The 15,537-nt window shown below is 71.8% G+C and carries 12 protein-coding genes and 2 pseudogenes; 12 read left to right on the plus strand and 2 right to left on the minus strand.

What is annotated here, in order from left to right; translation table 11 throughout:
• The 5 genes and pseudogenes from STRAU_RS32595 to STRAU_RS40915 form a co-directional block, all read left to right on the plus strand.
• Nucleotides 1-512, plus strand: a 512-nt coding sequence (locus tag STRAU_RS32595; RefSeq protein WP_037663434.1) for a type II secretion system F family protein, incomplete at its 5' end; no start/stop codon positions are given.
• Complete coding sequence (locus tag STRAU_RS32600; RefSeq protein ID WP_016644680.1) at nt 509-1,396, plus strand: type II secretion system F family protein; 888 nt, start codon at nt 509-511, stop codon at nt 1,394-1,396. The genes STRAU_RS32595 and STRAU_RS32600, both read left to right, overlap by 4 nt.
• A gap of 292 nt (nt 1,397-1,688) precedes the next feature.
• The gene (locus tag STRAU_RS44130; protein WP_016644681.1) at nt 1,689-1,826 is read left to right on the plus strand and encodes a DUF4244 domain-containing protein; all 138 of its coding nucleotides are present in this window, start codon (nt 1,689-1,691) and stop codon (nt 1,824-1,826) included.
• Nucleotides 1,804-2,200, plus strand: a pseudogene (locus tag STRAU_RS32610) (TadE family type IV pilus minor pilin). The gene STRAU_RS44130 and the pseudogene STRAU_RS32610 overlap by 23 nt, the downstream one beginning before the upstream one ends.
• 107 nt (nt 2,201-2,307) lie before the next feature.
• Nucleotides 2,308-2,523: pseudogene (locus STRAU_RS40915) on the plus strand (Rv3654c family TadE-like protein); the annotation flags it as partial.
• 40 nt (nt 2,524-2,563) lie between these two features.
• Here STRAU_RS40915 and STRAU_RS32620 read toward each other — a convergent pair.
• Together STRAU_RS32620 and STRAU_RS32625 are read right to left on the minus strand one after the other, a co-directional pair.
• A complete protein-coding gene (locus tag STRAU_RS32620) occupies nt 2,564-2,776 on the minus strand; it encodes a hypothetical protein (RefSeq protein WP_016644684.1) in 213 nt (70 codons plus the stop codon).
• A gap of 74 nt (nt 2,777-2,850) precedes the next feature.
• Nucleotides 2,851-5,304: a DEAD/DEAH box helicase gene (locus tag STRAU_RS32625; RefSeq protein WP_037663436.1), complete on the minus strand. Its 2,454-nt coding sequence runs from the start codon at nt 5,302-5,304 to the stop codon at nt 2,851-2,853.
• Nucleotides 5,305-5,385: 81 nt separating this feature from the next.
• Here STRAU_RS32625 and bldG point away from each other — a divergent pair, with 81 nt between their 5' ends.
• The 7 genes from bldG (at nt 5,386) to topA (ending at nt 15,423) form a co-directional block, all read left to right on the plus strand.
• Nucleotides 5,386-5,727: an anti-sigma factor antagonist BldG gene (gene bldG / locus STRAU_RS32630; RefSeq protein WP_016644685.1), complete on the plus strand. Its 342-nt coding sequence runs from the start codon at nt 5,386-5,388 to the stop codon at nt 5,725-5,727.
• 153 nt (nt 5,728-5,880) lie between these two features.
• Nucleotides 5,881-6,300: an ATP-binding protein gene (locus STRAU_RS32635; RefSeq protein ID WP_016644686.1), complete on the plus strand. Its 420-nt coding sequence runs from the start codon at nt 5,881-5,883 to the stop codon at nt 6,298-6,300.
• Between the two features lie 548 nt (nt 6,301-6,848).
• Entirely contained in the window at nt 6,849-9,251 is a 2,403-nt protein-coding gene (locus STRAU_RS32640; protein WP_016644688.1) for a sodium-translocating pyrophosphatase, read from the plus strand.
• Between the two features lie 217 nt (nt 9,252-9,468).
• Nucleotides 9,469-10,059: a hypothetical protein gene (locus tag STRAU_RS32645; protein ID WP_016644689.1), complete on the plus strand. Its 591-nt coding sequence runs from the start codon at nt 9,469-9,471 to the stop codon at nt 10,057-10,059.
• A 201-nt stretch (nt 10,060-10,260) separates the two neighbouring features.
• Nucleotides 10,261-11,790 carry a DUF7059 domain-containing protein gene (locus tag STRAU_RS32650; protein ID WP_016644690.1) on the plus strand — a complete coding sequence of 510 codons (1,530 nt, stop codon included), beginning with the start codon at nt 10,261-10,263 and terminating at the stop codon, nt 11,788-11,790.
• A gap of 207 nt (nt 11,791-11,997) precedes the next feature.
• The gene (locus tag STRAU_RS32655; RefSeq protein ID WP_016644691.1) at nt 11,998-12,195 is read left to right on the plus strand and encodes a hypothetical protein; all 198 of its coding nucleotides are present in this window, start codon (nt 11,998-12,000) and stop codon (nt 12,193-12,195) included.
• 396 nt (nt 12,196-12,591) lie between these two features.
• Complete coding sequence (gene topA, locus STRAU_RS32660; protein ID WP_016644692.1) at nt 12,592-15,423, plus strand: type I DNA topoisomerase; 2,832 nt, start codon at nt 12,592-12,594, stop codon at nt 15,421-15,423.
• Nucleotides 15,424-15,537: the final 114 nt, after the last annotated feature.

Consider the following 15,537-nt stretch of genomic DNA (forward strand, 5'->3'; position numbering starts at 1 on the left):
TCGCCGGTGAGGTGCGGGCGGGGCGGCAGCCCGGGCAGGCGCTGCGGATGGCCGCGGAGGCCGGTGGGGGCGCCGGTGGGGGGCTCGGCGAGGCGCGGACCGGGGTGCTCGCGGCGGCGCGGTTCGGCGGGGACGTGCCCGCTGCCCTGCGCGAGGCCGCACGGGATCCGGGCGCCGAAGGGCTCCTCGGGCTCACGGCGTGCTGGCGGGTAGCGGTGGACCGGGGCGCCGGCCTCGCGGCGGGCCTGGACCGCCTCGAAGCGGCGCTGCGCGCGGAGCGGGACCAACGGGCCGACCTGCGCGCTCAGTTGGCCGGCTCCCGTTCGACGGCCTTGATGCTCGCGGGGCTCCCCCTCCTCGGCCTGCTGATGGGCGCCGCCCTCGGGGCCGACCCGCTGCGGGTGCTGTTCCACACCGGAGCGGGCCTGGGCTGCCTGCTCGTGGGCGGACTGCTGGAAGGCGCGGGCGTGTGGTGGGCGCTGCGGATCGTGCGGAAGGCGGAGGGGCGATGAAGGGCGAGTTCGCCGGCCTGCTGGGCGGGTCCGGACCGGTTGGCGGCGCCGGAGTTTTCCACAGGCTGGGGGTGGCCGTGTGGGTGGCGGGCGCTCTGGTGTGGCTGGTGCTGACGGTGGCGGCGGCACGGCGTGAACGGATCGCGGGGCGGCGGGCCTTGGCCGTGCTGGGTGCCGGAGGGCGGCCGGGGCGGTCATGGGGCCTGGGGCGCGGCGGCGGGGCCGGGGAGTCCGAGGAGCGGGGCCGGCTCGGGCGGTGGGGTGGCGCGCTGTCCGGGCGGCGGGAGCTCGCGCGGAAGTGGCTGACGGTCGCCGCGGTGGTGGGCGCCGGGTGGGCGCTGGTCGGCGGGGTCACGGGATGTGTGGTCGGCGTGGTCGCGGGGTGCTGCGTGTGGCGGATGTGGCCGGGCGGCGACCGCACGGAGGAGGCCGACGCGGCCCGCGCCGAAGCGCAACTCCCGCTGGCGGCGGACCTGGTGGCGGCCTGCGTGGCCGCCGGGGCCGGGCCCGTCGTGGCGGCGCAGGCCGTCGGTGAGTCCCTGGGAGGCCCCGTCGGGGATCGGCTCGCCTGGGGCGCGGCACAGGTGCGGCTCGGCGGCGCACCGGCCGACGCCTGGCGGCAGGTCGGCGAGATACCGGGCGCCGGCGGGCTGGCCCGCCTCCTCGAGCAGGCCGCCGAGTCCGGGGCACCCGCGGCCGACCCCGTCGCCCGGCTCGCCGCGGACTGCCGCGCCGAACAGGGCCGCAGGGCGACGGCCAGGGCCCGGCGCGCAGCCGTCCTGATGACGGCGCCGGTGGGGCTGTGCTTTCTGCCCGCGTTCATCGCGGTCGGGGTGCTGCCGGTGGTGATCGGGCTGGCCGGGGGCCTGATGGGCGGGGGGTGAAGTGGTGAGGGGGTGAGGTGGTCGGTTGGGCGAAATGTCGTACGGCCGGCAGGACATCGGGGGCGCCCCGCGGGCCGACCTTGATCAAGCAGTTTCACAAGTTCGAGCAACAGACGGAAATTCCATGGGGGTTGACATGTGGGGACAGGTGCGTGGGCGGGCTCGGCTGTACGTGGCTCGGGTGGCGCGGTGGATGCGGTGGGAGCGTCCGGGGTGGCGCGGGCGTAAGGGGTGGCTCGCCCCCCGGGTGTGGACGGCGCGTCAGATGCGTGGGGTCGTGAGGGACGCCGGAATGGTGACGTCCGAGTACGCCATGGGCCTGATCGCGACGGTGGCGTTCGCCGGGCTGCTCTTCAAAGTCGTGACGAGCGGCCCGGTCAAGGCGGCTCTGCAGGCGGTGGTGGAGAGTGCGCTGGACGTCCAGTTCTGAAGGGCGCCGGGCCCGGCGTGACGGCGGTTACGTGACGGCCGAGGCGGCGGTGGTGCTGCCGACGCTGGTGCTGTTCACGATGGCGCTCGTGTGGGCCCTGCTGGCCGCGTCCGCGCAGATCCAGTGCGTGGAGCGTGGACGGGGCCCGGGCCGGGGCCCGCGCGATGGCCCGCCAGGACCCGCGGGGCACGGCGGTCGCGGCGGCCCGGCAGGCGGCTCCGCGCGGCGCGAGCGTGGCGGTGAGCCGGGACGGTGACCTGGTCCGGGTGGAGGTCGTGGCGCGGTCGCCGGGCCCGCGGGCGCTGGGCCTCGGGTTGCGGCTGAGGGCGGAGGCCGTGGCGATGGCGGAGGAGACGGTGGGGGTGGGGGCATGAGAGGCGATCACGCGGACGGCGTGCGGGCGGGGCCGGGACAGGCAGACGCGCGTGGGTGCGAGGCGCAGGCGGACAGGGGTGCGGCGACGGTCTGGGCCGTGGTGGCGATGGCTGTGCTGTGTGCGGTCACGGGGGCCGTCCTTGCGATGGGTCAGGCGACGGTGGCCCGCCACCGTGCGGGTGGCGCGGCCGACCTGGCGGCCTTGGCCGCGGCGGACCACTGGGTGGAGGGGAGTGCGGGGGCGTGCGCCCGGGCCGAGCGGGTGGCGCGGGCACAGGGCACGCGGATCGTGCGGTGCGAGGTGGCGGGGGAGGTGTCGGATGTCACGGCGGCGGCGGAGTTCGGGCCGTTCGTGACGGAGGTCAGGTCGCGGGCGGGGCCTGCGGGGCCGACGGGACCTTCAGGGCCTGTGGGGCCTGTGGGGTCTGCGGGGCGAACGGGGCCGACGGGGTCGGCGGGTCCTTCAGGGTCTGTGGGGTCCGGAGGGTCTGCGGGCCCAGCTTGGCCTCTGGGCGTCGCAGGGCCTTCGGGTCCCGCCCGCCTTTCAGGTCCCGCATGGCCTTCGGGTCCCGCATGGCCTTCGGGTCCCGCAGGGCCCTCGGGCTCCGCCCGGCCCATGGCACCGGCCCGCGCCCCCGGCGTGGGGGACTCAGCTCGTGGGGGCGTCCTTCAGGAGGGTGGTGAGAAGGCGCACCGCACCGCGCTTGTGCAGGGGATCGTTGCCGTTGCCGCACTTGGGGGACTGGATGCAGGAGGGGCAGCCGGCCTCGCACTCGCAGGAGGCGATGGCCTCACGGGTGGCGGTGAGCCAGGGGCGGGCGGTGTGGAAGGCGCGCTCGGCGAATCCGGCGCCGCCGGGGTGGCCGTCGTACACGAAGACCGTCGGCAGCAGCGTGTCCGGGTGCAGCGGCACCGACACGCCGCCGATGTCCCAGCGGTCGCAGGTCGCGAAGAGGGGCAGCATGCCGATGGAGGCGTGTTCGGCGGCGTGCAGCGCGCCGCCGAGGATCTCCGGATTGACGCGGGCGGCGTCGAGCTGGTCCTCGGTGACCGTCCACCAGACCGCGCGGGTGCGCAGCGTGCGGGGCGGCAGGTCCAGCTTGGTCTCGCCGAGCACCTCGCCGGTGATGAGTTTGCGGCGCAGGAAGGACACGACCTGGTTGGTGACCTCGACGGAGCCGTAGCAGAGGCGGCCGGGACCCCAGGGGATCTCGGTGTCGGTCTCGAGGACGGCGATGGCGGTGGTGTCGCGGGCGGTGGTCGAGTACGGCGGGACGGCCTCCTCGACGAGGGCGGCCGAGTCGTCCAGGTCCAGGCGGCGGACGAGATACGTACGGCCCTGGTGGAGGTGGACCGCGCCTTCGTGGACGGTCGTGTGCGCGGCGGAGGCGTCGACGGTGCCGAGCAGCCTGCCGGTGCCCTCCTCGACGACCTGCACGGGCCTGCCGCCCTCGCCGCGGATGTCCGTGAGGTCGGCGGCCCGCTCGCGACGCGTCCAGTGCCATGCCTTGGTGCGTCGGCGCAGCAGCTTCGCGGCCTCGAGCTGGGGGAGCAGTTCCCCGGTGGCCGGGCCGAAGAGCTTGAAGTCGTCTTCGGTGAGCGGGAGTTCCGCGGCGGCGGCGCAGAGGTGGGGCGCGAGGACGTACGGATTGTCGGGGTCGAGGACGGTCGACTCGACGGGCTGGTCGAAGAGGGCCTCGGGGTGGTGGACAAGATAGGTGTCCAGCGGGTCGTCGCGGGCGATGAGCACCGCGAGCGCGCCCTGGCCGGAGCGTCCCGCGCGGCCCGCCTGCTGCCAGAGGGAGGCGCGGGTGCCGGGGTAGCCGGCGATGAGGACGGCGTCCAGGCCGGAGACGTCGACGCCGAGTTCGAGGGCGGTGGTGGCGGCGAGGCCGAGGAGCTCGCCGGAGTGCAGGGCCTGCTCCAGGGCGCGGCGTTCCTCGGGGAGATAGCCGCCGCGGTAGGCGGCCACGCGCCGGGCCAGGGACCGGTCCACCTCGGCGAGGCGTTCCTGGGCGATGACGGAGATCAGTTCGGCACCCCGCCGGGAGCGTACGAAGGCGACCGAGCGGACGCCCTGGACGGCCAGGTCCGTGAGCAGGTCGGCGGTCTCGGCGGTGGCGGTGCGGCGGACCGGGGCGCCCTTCTCGCCGTGCAGTTCGGTGAGCGGCGGCTCCCAGAGGGCGAAGACGACCTCGCCGCGGGGTGAGGCGTCGTCGGCGACCTCGGTGACGGGCAGGCCGGTGAGGCGCCCGGCGGCCAGGGCCGGGTCGGCGGCCGTGGCGGAGGCGAGGAGGAAGACGGGGTCGGAGCCGTAGCGGGCGCACAAGCGGCGCAGCCGGCGGAGGACTTGGGCGACGTGCGAGCCGAAGACGCCGCGGTAGGTGTGGCACTCGTCGATGACGACGTAGCGCAGGGCGCGCAGGAAGGAGGACCAGCGGGGGTGGGACGGGAGTATCCCCCGGTGCAGCATGTCGGGGTTGGTCAGGACGTAGTTGGCGTACTGACGTACCCACTCGCGTTCCTCGACGGGGGTGTCGCCGTCGTACACGGCGGATCGCACCGCCGTGCCCAGCGGCGCAGCCAGGGCGCGCACGGCGCGGCGCTGGTCGGCCGCCAGGGCCTTGGTGGGGGCCAGGTACAGGGCGGTGGCGCCGCGGCCGTTGGGCGCCTCGGAGCCGTCGAGCAGGGCCGACAGGACGGGTGTGAGATATGCCAACGACTTGCCGGACGCGGTGCCGGTGGCGACGACGACGGACTCGCCGTCCAGCGCGTGTTCGGCGGCGCGGGCCTGGTGGGCCCACGGATGATCGATTCCGGCCGCCTGCACCGCCGCGACCACCTCCGGGCGGATGCGATCGGGCCACACTGCATACCGGGCCGCACGCGGGGGCAGGTGCTCCGTATGAGTGATGCGCGCAGCTCGGCTCGGCCCCGTGGTCAGCCGGTCAAGGACCGTCTGCGGGGAGACGCGGGCCGGGGTGTCCGCCGAGGGTCCTCCGGCAGGAGAAAAGTTGGCCATCGGCACCGAGTGTGTCACTGGCGGGATGGACAATGGTCCGAAGGCGTCGTGCACGCCTGCCGGTAAGTGATTGAATGCCATCGCGGCTGGCGATCCGTCCCGAGGGCGTGGGCCGAGGTGTCCCGAGGGGCGACCGCTCGATAGCAAGGTGCTGGAGGATCCGTGGACCTGTCTCTGTCGACCCGTACCGTCGGCGATCGTACGGTCGTCGAGGTCGGTGGCGAAATCGATGTATATACCGCGCTCAAGTTGCGCGAGCAGTTGGTCGAGTTGGTGAACGACGGCAGTTTCCACCTGGTCGTCGACATGGAGCGCGTGGACTTCCTCGACTCCACCGGACTCGGCGTGCTGATCGGCGGCCTGAAGCGGGTGCGGGCCCATGAGGGCTCGCTGCGCCTGGTGTGCAACCAGGAGCGCATTCTCAAGATCTTCCGTATCACCGGACTGACCAAGGTGTTCCCGATCCACACCTCGGTCGAGGAAGCGGTCGCGGCCACCGACTGAGCGGCCACCGACTGAGCCGGAGTCCGGCTGCGGCCGGATCTCCCGGGCCTCGCCCCGGGGTTCCGGGCCGCGGCCCGGAAGTGGCAGTACGGCAGGGGGCCGGGCCGACGGCCGGGCCCCCTGACAGCACGCGCGTATGTCCGAGGGGGATGCATGGCCACCGTTGAACTCCGCTTCAGCGCGCTGCCCGAGCACGTCCGGACCGCCCGCCTGGTGGCGGCGGCGGTGGCCCGCAGGGCCGGAGTGGACGAGGCCGTCCTCGATGAGGTCAGGCTCGCGGTCGGCGAGGCGTGCACCCGGGCCGTGGGGCTGCATCAGGCGGCCAATGTGCCCGCTCCGGTGCGGGTCGCTCTGATCGAGGAGGAGAAGCAGTTCTCCATCGAGGTCGGCGACGAGGCTCCGCGTTCCGTGCCCGGTGAGCGTGCTCCCGGGGCCGGCCCCGGGGAGGACCCCGAGGCCGAGGGGGAGGACGAGATGGGGCTCGCGGTCATCAGCGGGCTGGTGGATGACGTGGAAGTGACCGCCGGGGAGAACGGTGGGTCCATCCGGATGACTTGGCCCACCACCCCCTGAGGGACGCTGGGCGCTGTTCCTGTGCGGTGAGTGTGCTTGCCGCAGCTTTGGCGTGCCCCGCCGGGGGCTTGCTTCCCCCGGCCCATCCGCCCCCCTCCGGGCCTCGCCCCTCTCCCCCCTGTCGGCCTTCGGCCTCGTCCTCAAACGCCGCGGCCTCGTCCTCAAACGCCGGACGGGCTGACATCGCCAAGCCCCTTCGCCGGACGGGCTGACATTGCCGAGCCCCTTCGCCGGACGGGCTGGACACTGCCGAGTTCCTCCCGTCTCGTGGGTCCGTCCGTTTATCGGTGTCGGGTGTCCGGGGTTTTCTTTAATGTGACTAGTGGGCCCAGGGGGCAGAAACCCCGGTGATCAGGAGCCAATCCCGGCGCCAGAGCGGACGTCAATGCTTTTGGGGCATTACCGCTTTCGGGGTCAAAGTTTGGGCGCGATCATTTGCGGACACGCACTTGCGCGCCAATTCCGTTGGCGGCGCACTGTTTTGATCAGGTCAGGCTCCCTACAATCCGTCCACATCTTGAGCTCAGCCCAAGCGTCAAGGAGGACGAATGGCGGGGCTTTCTACCCCTCATCAGCTTGACCACCCCTCAACCCTCGCAGCCGCGGTACTGACCGACGACAACCGCCTGATCGTGATGGTCATCGCGGCCGTCGCGGTCGCGGCGCTCGTGCTCGCCTGGGTCCTGGTGCGCCAGGTACTCACGGCAGGCGAGGGCACCGACAGCATGAAGAAGATCGCGGCAGCGGTCCAGGAAGGCGCGAATGCCTATCTGGGACGACAGATGCGCACCCTTGGCGTATTCGCCGTCGTGGTGTTCTTCCTGCTCCTGCTGCTGCCCGCGGACGACTGGAATCAGCGAGCCGGCCGCTCGGTCTTCTTCTTGATCGGCGCGGCCTTCTCGGCGACCACCGGCTATATCGGTATGTGGCTCGCCGTACGCGCCAATGTGCGCGTGGCCGCCGCGGCACGGGAAGCGACTCCCGCGGAAGGTGAGCCCGAAAAGGATCTCACCGCCGTCTCGCACAAAGCCATGAAGATCGCTTTCCGCACGGGCGGCGTCGTCGGCATGTTCACGGTGGGGCTCGGTCTGCTCGGCGCCTCCTGTGTGGTGCTCGTGTACGCGGCCGACGCACCGAAGGTCCTCGAGGGCTTCGGCCTCGGGGCCGCGCTGATCGCGATGTTCATGCGTGTCGGAGGCGGCATCTTCACCAAGGCCGCCGACGTCGGCGCCGACCTGGTCGGCAAGGTCGAACAGGGCATTCCGGAGGACGATCCGCGCAATGCCGCGACCATCGCCGACAACGTGGGCGACAACGTCGGCGACTGCGCCGGGATGGCCGCCGACCTCTTCGAGTCGTACGCCGTCACGCTCGTCGCCGCGCTGATCCTCGGCAAGGCGGCGTTCGGTGACTCCGGACTCGCGTTCCCGCTGATCGTTCCGGCGATCGGCGTGATCACCGCCATGATCGGGATCTTCGCGGTCGCGCCCCGTCGCGCCGACCGCAGCGGCATGACCGCCATCAACCGCGGCTTCTTCATCTCCGCGGGCATCTCGCTGGCACTCGTCGCGGCGGCCGTCTTCGTCTACCTCCCGTCGACGTACGCGGAGTTGGACGGAGTCACGGACGAGGCGATCCTCGCCAAGGGCGGCGACCCGCGGATCCTCGCGGTCGTGGCCGTCGCCATCGGCATCGTCATGGCGGCGCTGATCCAGCAGCTGACCGGCTACTTCACCGAGACCAACCGGCGTCCCGTCAGGGACATCGGCAAGAGCTCGCTCACGGGCCCGGCCACGGTCGTGCTCGCGGGCATCTCCATCGGGCTCGAATCGGCCGTCTACACCGCGCTGTTGATCGGGCTCGGCGTGTACGGGGCGTTCCTGCTCGGCGGTACGTCGATCATGCTCGCACTGTTCGCGGTGGCCCTGGCGGGCACCGGCCTGCTCACCACGGTCGGCGTCATCGTCGCCATGGACACCTTCGGGCCGGTCTCCGACAACGCGCAGGGCATCGCCGAGATGTCCGGCGACGTCCAGGGCGCGGGCGCGCAGGTCCTCACCGACCTGGACGCCGTCGGCAACACCACCAAAGCCATCACCAAGGGCATCGCCATCGCCACGGCCGTACTCGCGGCGTCGGCGCTCTTCGGGTCGTACCGCGACGCGATCGCCGAGGCGGCGGACGACGTCGGCCAGAAACTCGGCGACGGCGCCCCGATGAACCTGGTGATGGACATCTCACAGCCCAACAACCTGGTGGGCCTGATCCTCGGCGCCGCGGTCGTCTTCCTCTTCTCGGGGCTGGCGATCAACGCGGTGTCGCGGTCGGCCGGGGCCGTGGTCTACGAGGTGCGACGGCAGTTCCGCGAGCACCCCGGGATCATGGACTACTCGGAGAAGCCGGAGTACGGGCGCGTCGTCGACATCTGCACCAAGGACGCGCTGCGGGAACTCGCCACGCCGGGTCTGCTCGCCGTGCTCACGCCGATCGCGGTCGGCTTCAGCCTCGGCGTCGGCGCGCTCGGCTCGTTCCTCGCGGGCGCGATCGGCACCGGCACGCTGATGGCGGTGTTCCTCGCCAACTCCGGTGGCGCGTGGGACAACGCCAAGAAGCTCGTCGAGGACGGCCACCACGGCGGCAAGGGCAGTGAGGCCCATGCCGCGACGGTGATCGGTGACACGGTCGGCGACCCGTTCAAGGACACCGCGGGTCCGGCGATCAACCCCCTGCTGAAGGTGATGAACCTGGTGGCGCTGCTGATCGCGCCCGCGGTCGTCAAGTTCAGCTACGGCGAGGACAAGAGCGTGGGGATGCGAGTGGTGATCGCCGCGCTCTCCATCGCGGTCATCGTCGGGGCGGTGTACGTGTCCAAGCGGCGCGGCATCGCCGTGGGCGACGACGAGAACCCGGGGAAGGTGGCCAATTCGGCCGACCCGGCGGTGGTTTCGTGACCTAGACGGGTACCAGGAACCGCTCAACACGCGGGCGGGCGGCGCTTTTTGAGGCGCCGTCCGCCCGCGTGTGCGTGCGGCGGGGTCGCGTGCGCGGCCCTCGTGAGCCTTCTCTCGTCCGCCGCACCTTGGTGCAAATGGCTTCAATAGCGGACGTAACGTACCCCTGGCATGCGGTTGTCGCCCGGTTGGCGTGTAAGTTCCGGGGCCGAGAGCCATGGAAGGGACCAATCCGGTGAACAAGAAGCTCGCGGCCGCACTGTCCGGCGGTGCGGTACTGGTACTGGCGCTGTCGGGATGCAGCAGTGACGACGGTGACAAGAAGCTGGACGACTGGGCCAAGAAGGTCTGCGACACGGCCGTCGGGCCGCAGTCGAAGAAGATCGCCGAAGCCAACGCGGCGATCAAGAAGCAGACCGCCGACAACAGTTCGCCGGACGAGGTCAAGGCGACCGACTCCAAGGCGTTCGGGGACATCTCCACCGCGTACGCCCAGCGCGCCACCGCCCTGAAGAAGGCGGGCGCCCCGCCCGTCGACGACGGCGAGAAGAAGCTCAACGACGCGGTGAAGGAGCTGGACGGCCTCTCCAAGTCGTACGCCGACCTGAAGACGCAGACCGACAAGCTCGACACCAAGGACCAGTCGGCCTTCGCGGACGACCTCGCGAAGATCGCCGAGGAGCTGGGCAAGCTCAGCAAGAGCGAGAACACGGCACAGAAGAAGCTGGAGGAGGGTGACGCGGGCAAGGCGATGCGCGAGCAGGACAGCTGCAAGACCGCGGCCTCCTCGCCGCCCGCGAACAGCTAGGGGCCTCGCCGCCCGCGAACGGCTGGGCGCCGGGCCGGGCGTTCGGACGGCCGGGCGTCGGACTGGCCGTCAGGCCGCCCCCGCCGCCCGGTCGTCCCGCCGTTCCGCTCATCCGTACGGCCGTCTGCCCCCGGTGCCCAGTGGCGCCGGGGGCGCAGTCTTGAGCGGGCGGGTCACAATTGGAGGGTGAGTATCGCCAGCATGCCCTTGCCCTCGTCCGACCGTGCCGATGTGTCCGCGCGGCTGCGGGAAGCCTTCCTCGCCGCCGACTTCACCGCCGACGGGCTGCTCGAACTGCTCGGGGCGCCCGCCTACGCAGCGCTCGCCCGCAGCGAGACCGTGCCCGCCCTGAGGGCCACCCGGGGCGACGGCACGCTGGAGTCGCTCGTACGGCTGTTCCTGCTGCAGGATTCCGTGCCCCACGCGCGCGTGGCCGGCGTTCTGCCCGTCGACGCCCTCCTGGAGAGCGGCTGGCTCGTGGCGGCAGAAGCGGGCGGCGAGGGTGCCGGGGGCGCCGGGAGCGGGCTCAGGGCGACCGTGGACGTGCGGCCCTACGGCGGGCCGGACGGCGAGGACTGGTTCATCGTGTCCGACCTGGGGTGCGCGGTCGGCGGGGCCGGCGGCATCGGGAGCCGGGACGAGGGCGTGGTGCTCGGCGTCGGCGGCGCGTCCACGACACTCGCGGGGATCACGGTGCGGGCGCCCGTCGCGAGCGCCCTCGACATCGGCACCGGCTCCGGCATCCAGGCCCTGCACGCCTCCCGGCACGCCACCCGCGTCACCGCGACCGACCTCAACCCCCGCGCCCTGCAATGCACCCGGCTCACGCTCGCCCTCTCCGGCGCCCCTGAGGCGGACCTGCGGGAGGGCTCCCTGTACGAGCCGGTGGGCGAGGCGACGTACGACCTGATCGTGTCCAACCCGCCGTTCGTCATCTCGCCCGGCGCCCGGCTGACCTACCGGGACGGCGGCATGGGCGGGGACGATCTGTGCCGCTCGATCGTTCAGGAGGCGGGGGCACGGCTGAACGAAGGGGGGTACGCACAGTTTCTCGCCAACTGGCAGCACGTGGAGGGCGAGGAGTGGACCGAGCGGCTCCGCTCCTGGGTGCCGCGTGGCTGTGACGCGTGGATCGTGCAGCGCGAGGTCCAGGACGTCACGCAGTACGCCGAGCTGTGGCTCAGGGACGCCGGGGACCACCGCACCGACCCGGCCGAGTACGCAGCGCGGTACGACGCGTGGCTGGACGAGTTCGAGGCCCGCAAGACCCGGGGCGTCGGCTTCGGCTGGATCACCCTGCGCAAGTCCGGCGCCGCCGAGCCGTCCGTGACCGTCGAGGAGTGGCCGCACCCCGTCGAGCAGCCACTCGGCGAGGCGGTGCAGAAGTTCTTCGAGCGGCAGGACTATCTGCGCGACCACGACGACGCCGCGCTGCTCGCCGCGCACTTCAAGCTCGCCGGTGAAGTGGTGCAGGAGCAGGTCGGCCTGCCCGGCGCCGAGGACCCGGAGCACGTCGTGCTGCGCCAGCACCGCGGCATGCGGCGGGCCACCCAGGTGGACACGGTGGGCGCGGGCTTCGCGGGCGTGTGCGACGGCTCGCTGAGCGCCGGCCGGATCCTGGACGCCATCGCCCAGCTCATGGGCGAGGACCCGGTGCTGCTCCGCGACCGCACCCCGGCCCAGATCCGGCTCCTGGTGGAGCAGGGGTTCCTGGAGCCCGTGGGGCGGTAGGGGCGCCAGGGGTGACTGACGGAGTGGGCGAAATCAACCCCTCGCGGAGGGAAATCAGCCCCTCCTGGAGGGAAACCAGCCATTGTGGGCCCTGCCCGCCGCTCCCTGTTCACCCGGATTTCGCGCTTCCGCCGTCCGGACGTGCCAGCCTCCGCAGCCGGGGTACCCGACAGGTGCCGCGCACGGACGGCACGGGAGGCCAGGGGCATGGAGAGCGGACCAGCGATCTTCGCCGGAACGGTGTTCGCGCTGTTCGGGGCCGGACTGCTGCTCTGGACGGGCACCCGCGTCGCCCACCGCGCCCCCGTGGCCCACGGCGTCCACCCCACCGCCGCCGCCACCCTCGCGACCTTGGCGGGATCCGGCGCCCTGGCCCTGGCGGTGTGGTGCTTCACACGTCTGTGAGGCCCGGCGCGGGAAAGCCGTAGAAGAACGGCCCGGGCAGGCCGCCGCAGCGCAAAAAGGGCGGGTGGGTGGGAGAGAAAGCCCGTCCGGCGTTTGAGGACGAGCGCGCAGCGCGACGGACGGCAAGCCAGGCCGACGGCAACAATAAAAAGGACCCGACCCAACACCGCTCAAGGCCCCGGGGCCAGCCCAGGCGGCAGGAATGGCGGTAGTCGGGTTACCGTTCGAGTGGCCGTTGCGGGCTTTTCCCGTTTGACACGGGGGCGGGATGTACCGTCACACTCCGCAGCGTCAGCGCAACCGCAAGCGCAGTTACGGCGCCCCACCAGGCGCCGGCACCGCACTGCCGATGCACCGAGCACTGCCACCGAGCGTCGACCGGAGAGAAGAGCGAAGTTGTCCCCGACCAGCGAGACCGCACATGGCGGCCGCCGACTCGTCATCGTCGAGTCGCCTGCCAAGGCGAAGACGATCAAGGGCTACCTCGGCCCCGGATACGTAGTCGAGGCGAGCGTCGGGCACATCCGTGACCTCCCCAACGGCGCCGCGGAGGTCCCCGAGAAGTACACGGGCGAGGTGCGCCGCCTCGGCGTGGACGTCGAGCACGACTTCCAGCCGATCTACGTCGTCAATGCCGACAAGAAGGCGCAGGTCAAGAAGCTCAAGGACCTCCTGAAGGACTCCGACGAGCTCTACCTCGCCACCGATGAGGACCGCGAGGGCGAAGCCATCGCGTGGCACCTCCTCGAGGTCCTGAAGCCCAAGGTCCCGGTCAAGCGCATGGTGTTCCACGAGATCACCAAGGACGCGATCCAGGGCGCCGTCGCCAACCCGCGCGAGCTCAACCAGCGCATGGTCGACGCCCAGGAGACCCGCCGCATCCTGGACCGTCTGTACGGCTACGAAGTCTCGCCGGTGCTGTGGAAGAAGGTCATGCCGCGGCTGTCGGCAGGCCGCGTGCAGTCCGTCGCGACCCGGCTCGTCGTCGAGCGCGAACGCGAGCGCATCGCCTTCCGCTCCGCCGAGTACTGGGACCTCACCGGCACCTTCGGCACCGGCCGCCCCGGTGACTCCAGCGACCCCTCCCAGCTCGTCGCCCGCCTCACGACGGTCGACGGCAAGCGCGTCGCGCAGGGCCGCGACTTCGACTCGCTCGGCCAGCTGAAGAGCCAGAACACCCTGCACCTGGACGAGGCCAACGCCCGCGCGCTGGCCGCCGCCCTGGAGAACACCGACTTCTCCGTACGCTCCGTCGAGTCCAAGCCGTACCGCCGCTCTCCGTACGCCCCGTTCCGTACGACGACGCTCCAGCAGGAAGCCTCGCGCAAGCTCGGCTTCGGCGCGAAGGCGACCATGCAGGTGGCGCAGAAGCTGTACGAGAACGGCTTCATCACCTATATGCGTACGGACTCCACGACGCTGTCGGACACGGCCGTCACCGCGGCCCGCGCCCAGGTCACGCAGCTCTACGGCGGCGACTACCTGCCGGACAAGCCGCGTACGTACGCCGGGAAGGTCAAGAACGCGCAGGAGGCGCACGAGGCGATCCGCCCCTCGGGTGATCGTTTCCGCACGCCCGCCGAGACCGGCCTGACCGGCGACCAGTTCCGGCTCTACGAACTGATCTGGAAGCGGACCGTCGCCTCCCAGATGAAGGACGCGACCGGCAACTCGGTCACCGTCAAGATCGGCGGCCGAACCGCCGACGGCCGCGAAGCCGAGTTCAGCGCGTCCGGCAAGACCATCACCTTCCACGGCTTCCTCAAGGCGTACGTGGAGGGCGCGGACGACCCGAACGCCGAGCTGGACGACCGCGAGCGCCGGCTGCCGCAGGTCTCCGAAGGCGACGCGCTGTCCGTCGAGGAGATCTCGGTCGACGGCCACGCGACCAAGCCGCCGGCCCGCTACACCGAGGCATCGCTGGTCAAGGAGCTGGAAGAGCGCGAGATCGGCCGCCCGTCGACGTACGCGTCGATCATCGGCACGATCCTCGACCGCGGCTACGTCTTCAAGAAGGGCACGGCCCTGGTGCCGTCCTTCCTCTCCTTCGCCGTCGTCAACCTCCTGGAGAAGCACTTCGGGCGGCTCGTCGACTACGACTTCACCGCCCGCATGGAGGACGACCTCGACCGCATCGCGCGCGGCGAGGCGCAGGCCGTGCCGTGGCTGCGGCGGTTCTACTTCGGCGAGGGCGAGCCCTCCGGAGGCGCCGCCGACGCCGGGAACGGCGACGGCGACCACCTGGGCGGCCTCAAGGAACTCGTCACCGACCTGGGCGCCATCGACGCCCGCGAGGTGTCGTCCTTCCCCGTGGGCAACGACATCGTGCTCCGCGTCGGCCGCTACGGCCCCTACATCGAGCGCGGCGAGCGCGACTCCGAGGGCCACCAGCGCGCCGACGTCCCCGACGACCTGGCGCCCGACGAGCTCACCGTCGAGTACGCGGAGGAACTGCTCGCCAAGCCCAGCGGCGACTTCGCGCTCGGCACGGACCCGGGGACGGGCCGCGAGATCATCGCCAAGGACGGCCGGTACGGTCCGTACGTGACGGAGGTGCTCCCCGAGGGCACCCCGAAGACCGGCAAGAACGCGGTCAAGCCGCGCACGGCGTCCCTCTTCAAGTCCATGTCCCTGGACACCGTGACGCTCGAGGACGCGCTGAAGCTGATGTCGCTGCCGCGCGTCGTCGGCAAGGACGCCGAAGGCGTGGAGATCACCGCGCAGAACGGTCGCTACGGCCCGTATCTGAAGAAGGGCACGGACTCGCGCTCCCTGGAGACCGAGGAGCAGCTCTTCAACATCACGCTGGACGAGGCCCTGGAGATCTACTCCAAGCCGAAGCAGCGCGGCCGCGCGGCCGCCAAGCCGCCGCTGAAGGAGCTCGGCGAGGACCCGGTCAGCGCCAAGCCCGTCGTCGTCAAGGACGGCCGCTTCGGTCCGTACGTGACGGACGGCGAGACCAACGCGACGCTGCGGTCCGGCGACAGCGTCGAGGAGATCACCCCCGAGCGGGGTTTCGAACTCCTCGCCGAGAAGCGCGCCAAGGGGCCCGCGAAGAAGACCGCCAAGAAGGTGGCCAAGAAGGCCCCGGCGAAGAAAACGACGGCTAAGAAGACTGCCGCCAAGAAAACAGCAGCCAAGAAGACGACGACCGCGGCCAAGAAGACCACCACCAAGGCGGCCGCTGCCAAGAAGACGACGGCTTCGAAGGCCACGGCCGACGACTGAGCCGCGGCAGCGGTCCGCATCGGCGGCGCACACCGAACCGGCCACCGCGCCGGGGCCCTCCCACCACGGGAGCCCCGGCGCGGTGGCCGTATGTTCGGACGGGCCCCGCAGGGA

The sequence above is a fragment of the Streptomyces aurantiacus JA 4570 genome (assembly GCF_000414115.1).
Lineage (GTDB): Bacteria > Actinomycetota > Actinomycetes > Streptomycetales > Streptomycetaceae > Streptomyces > Streptomyces aurantiacus_A.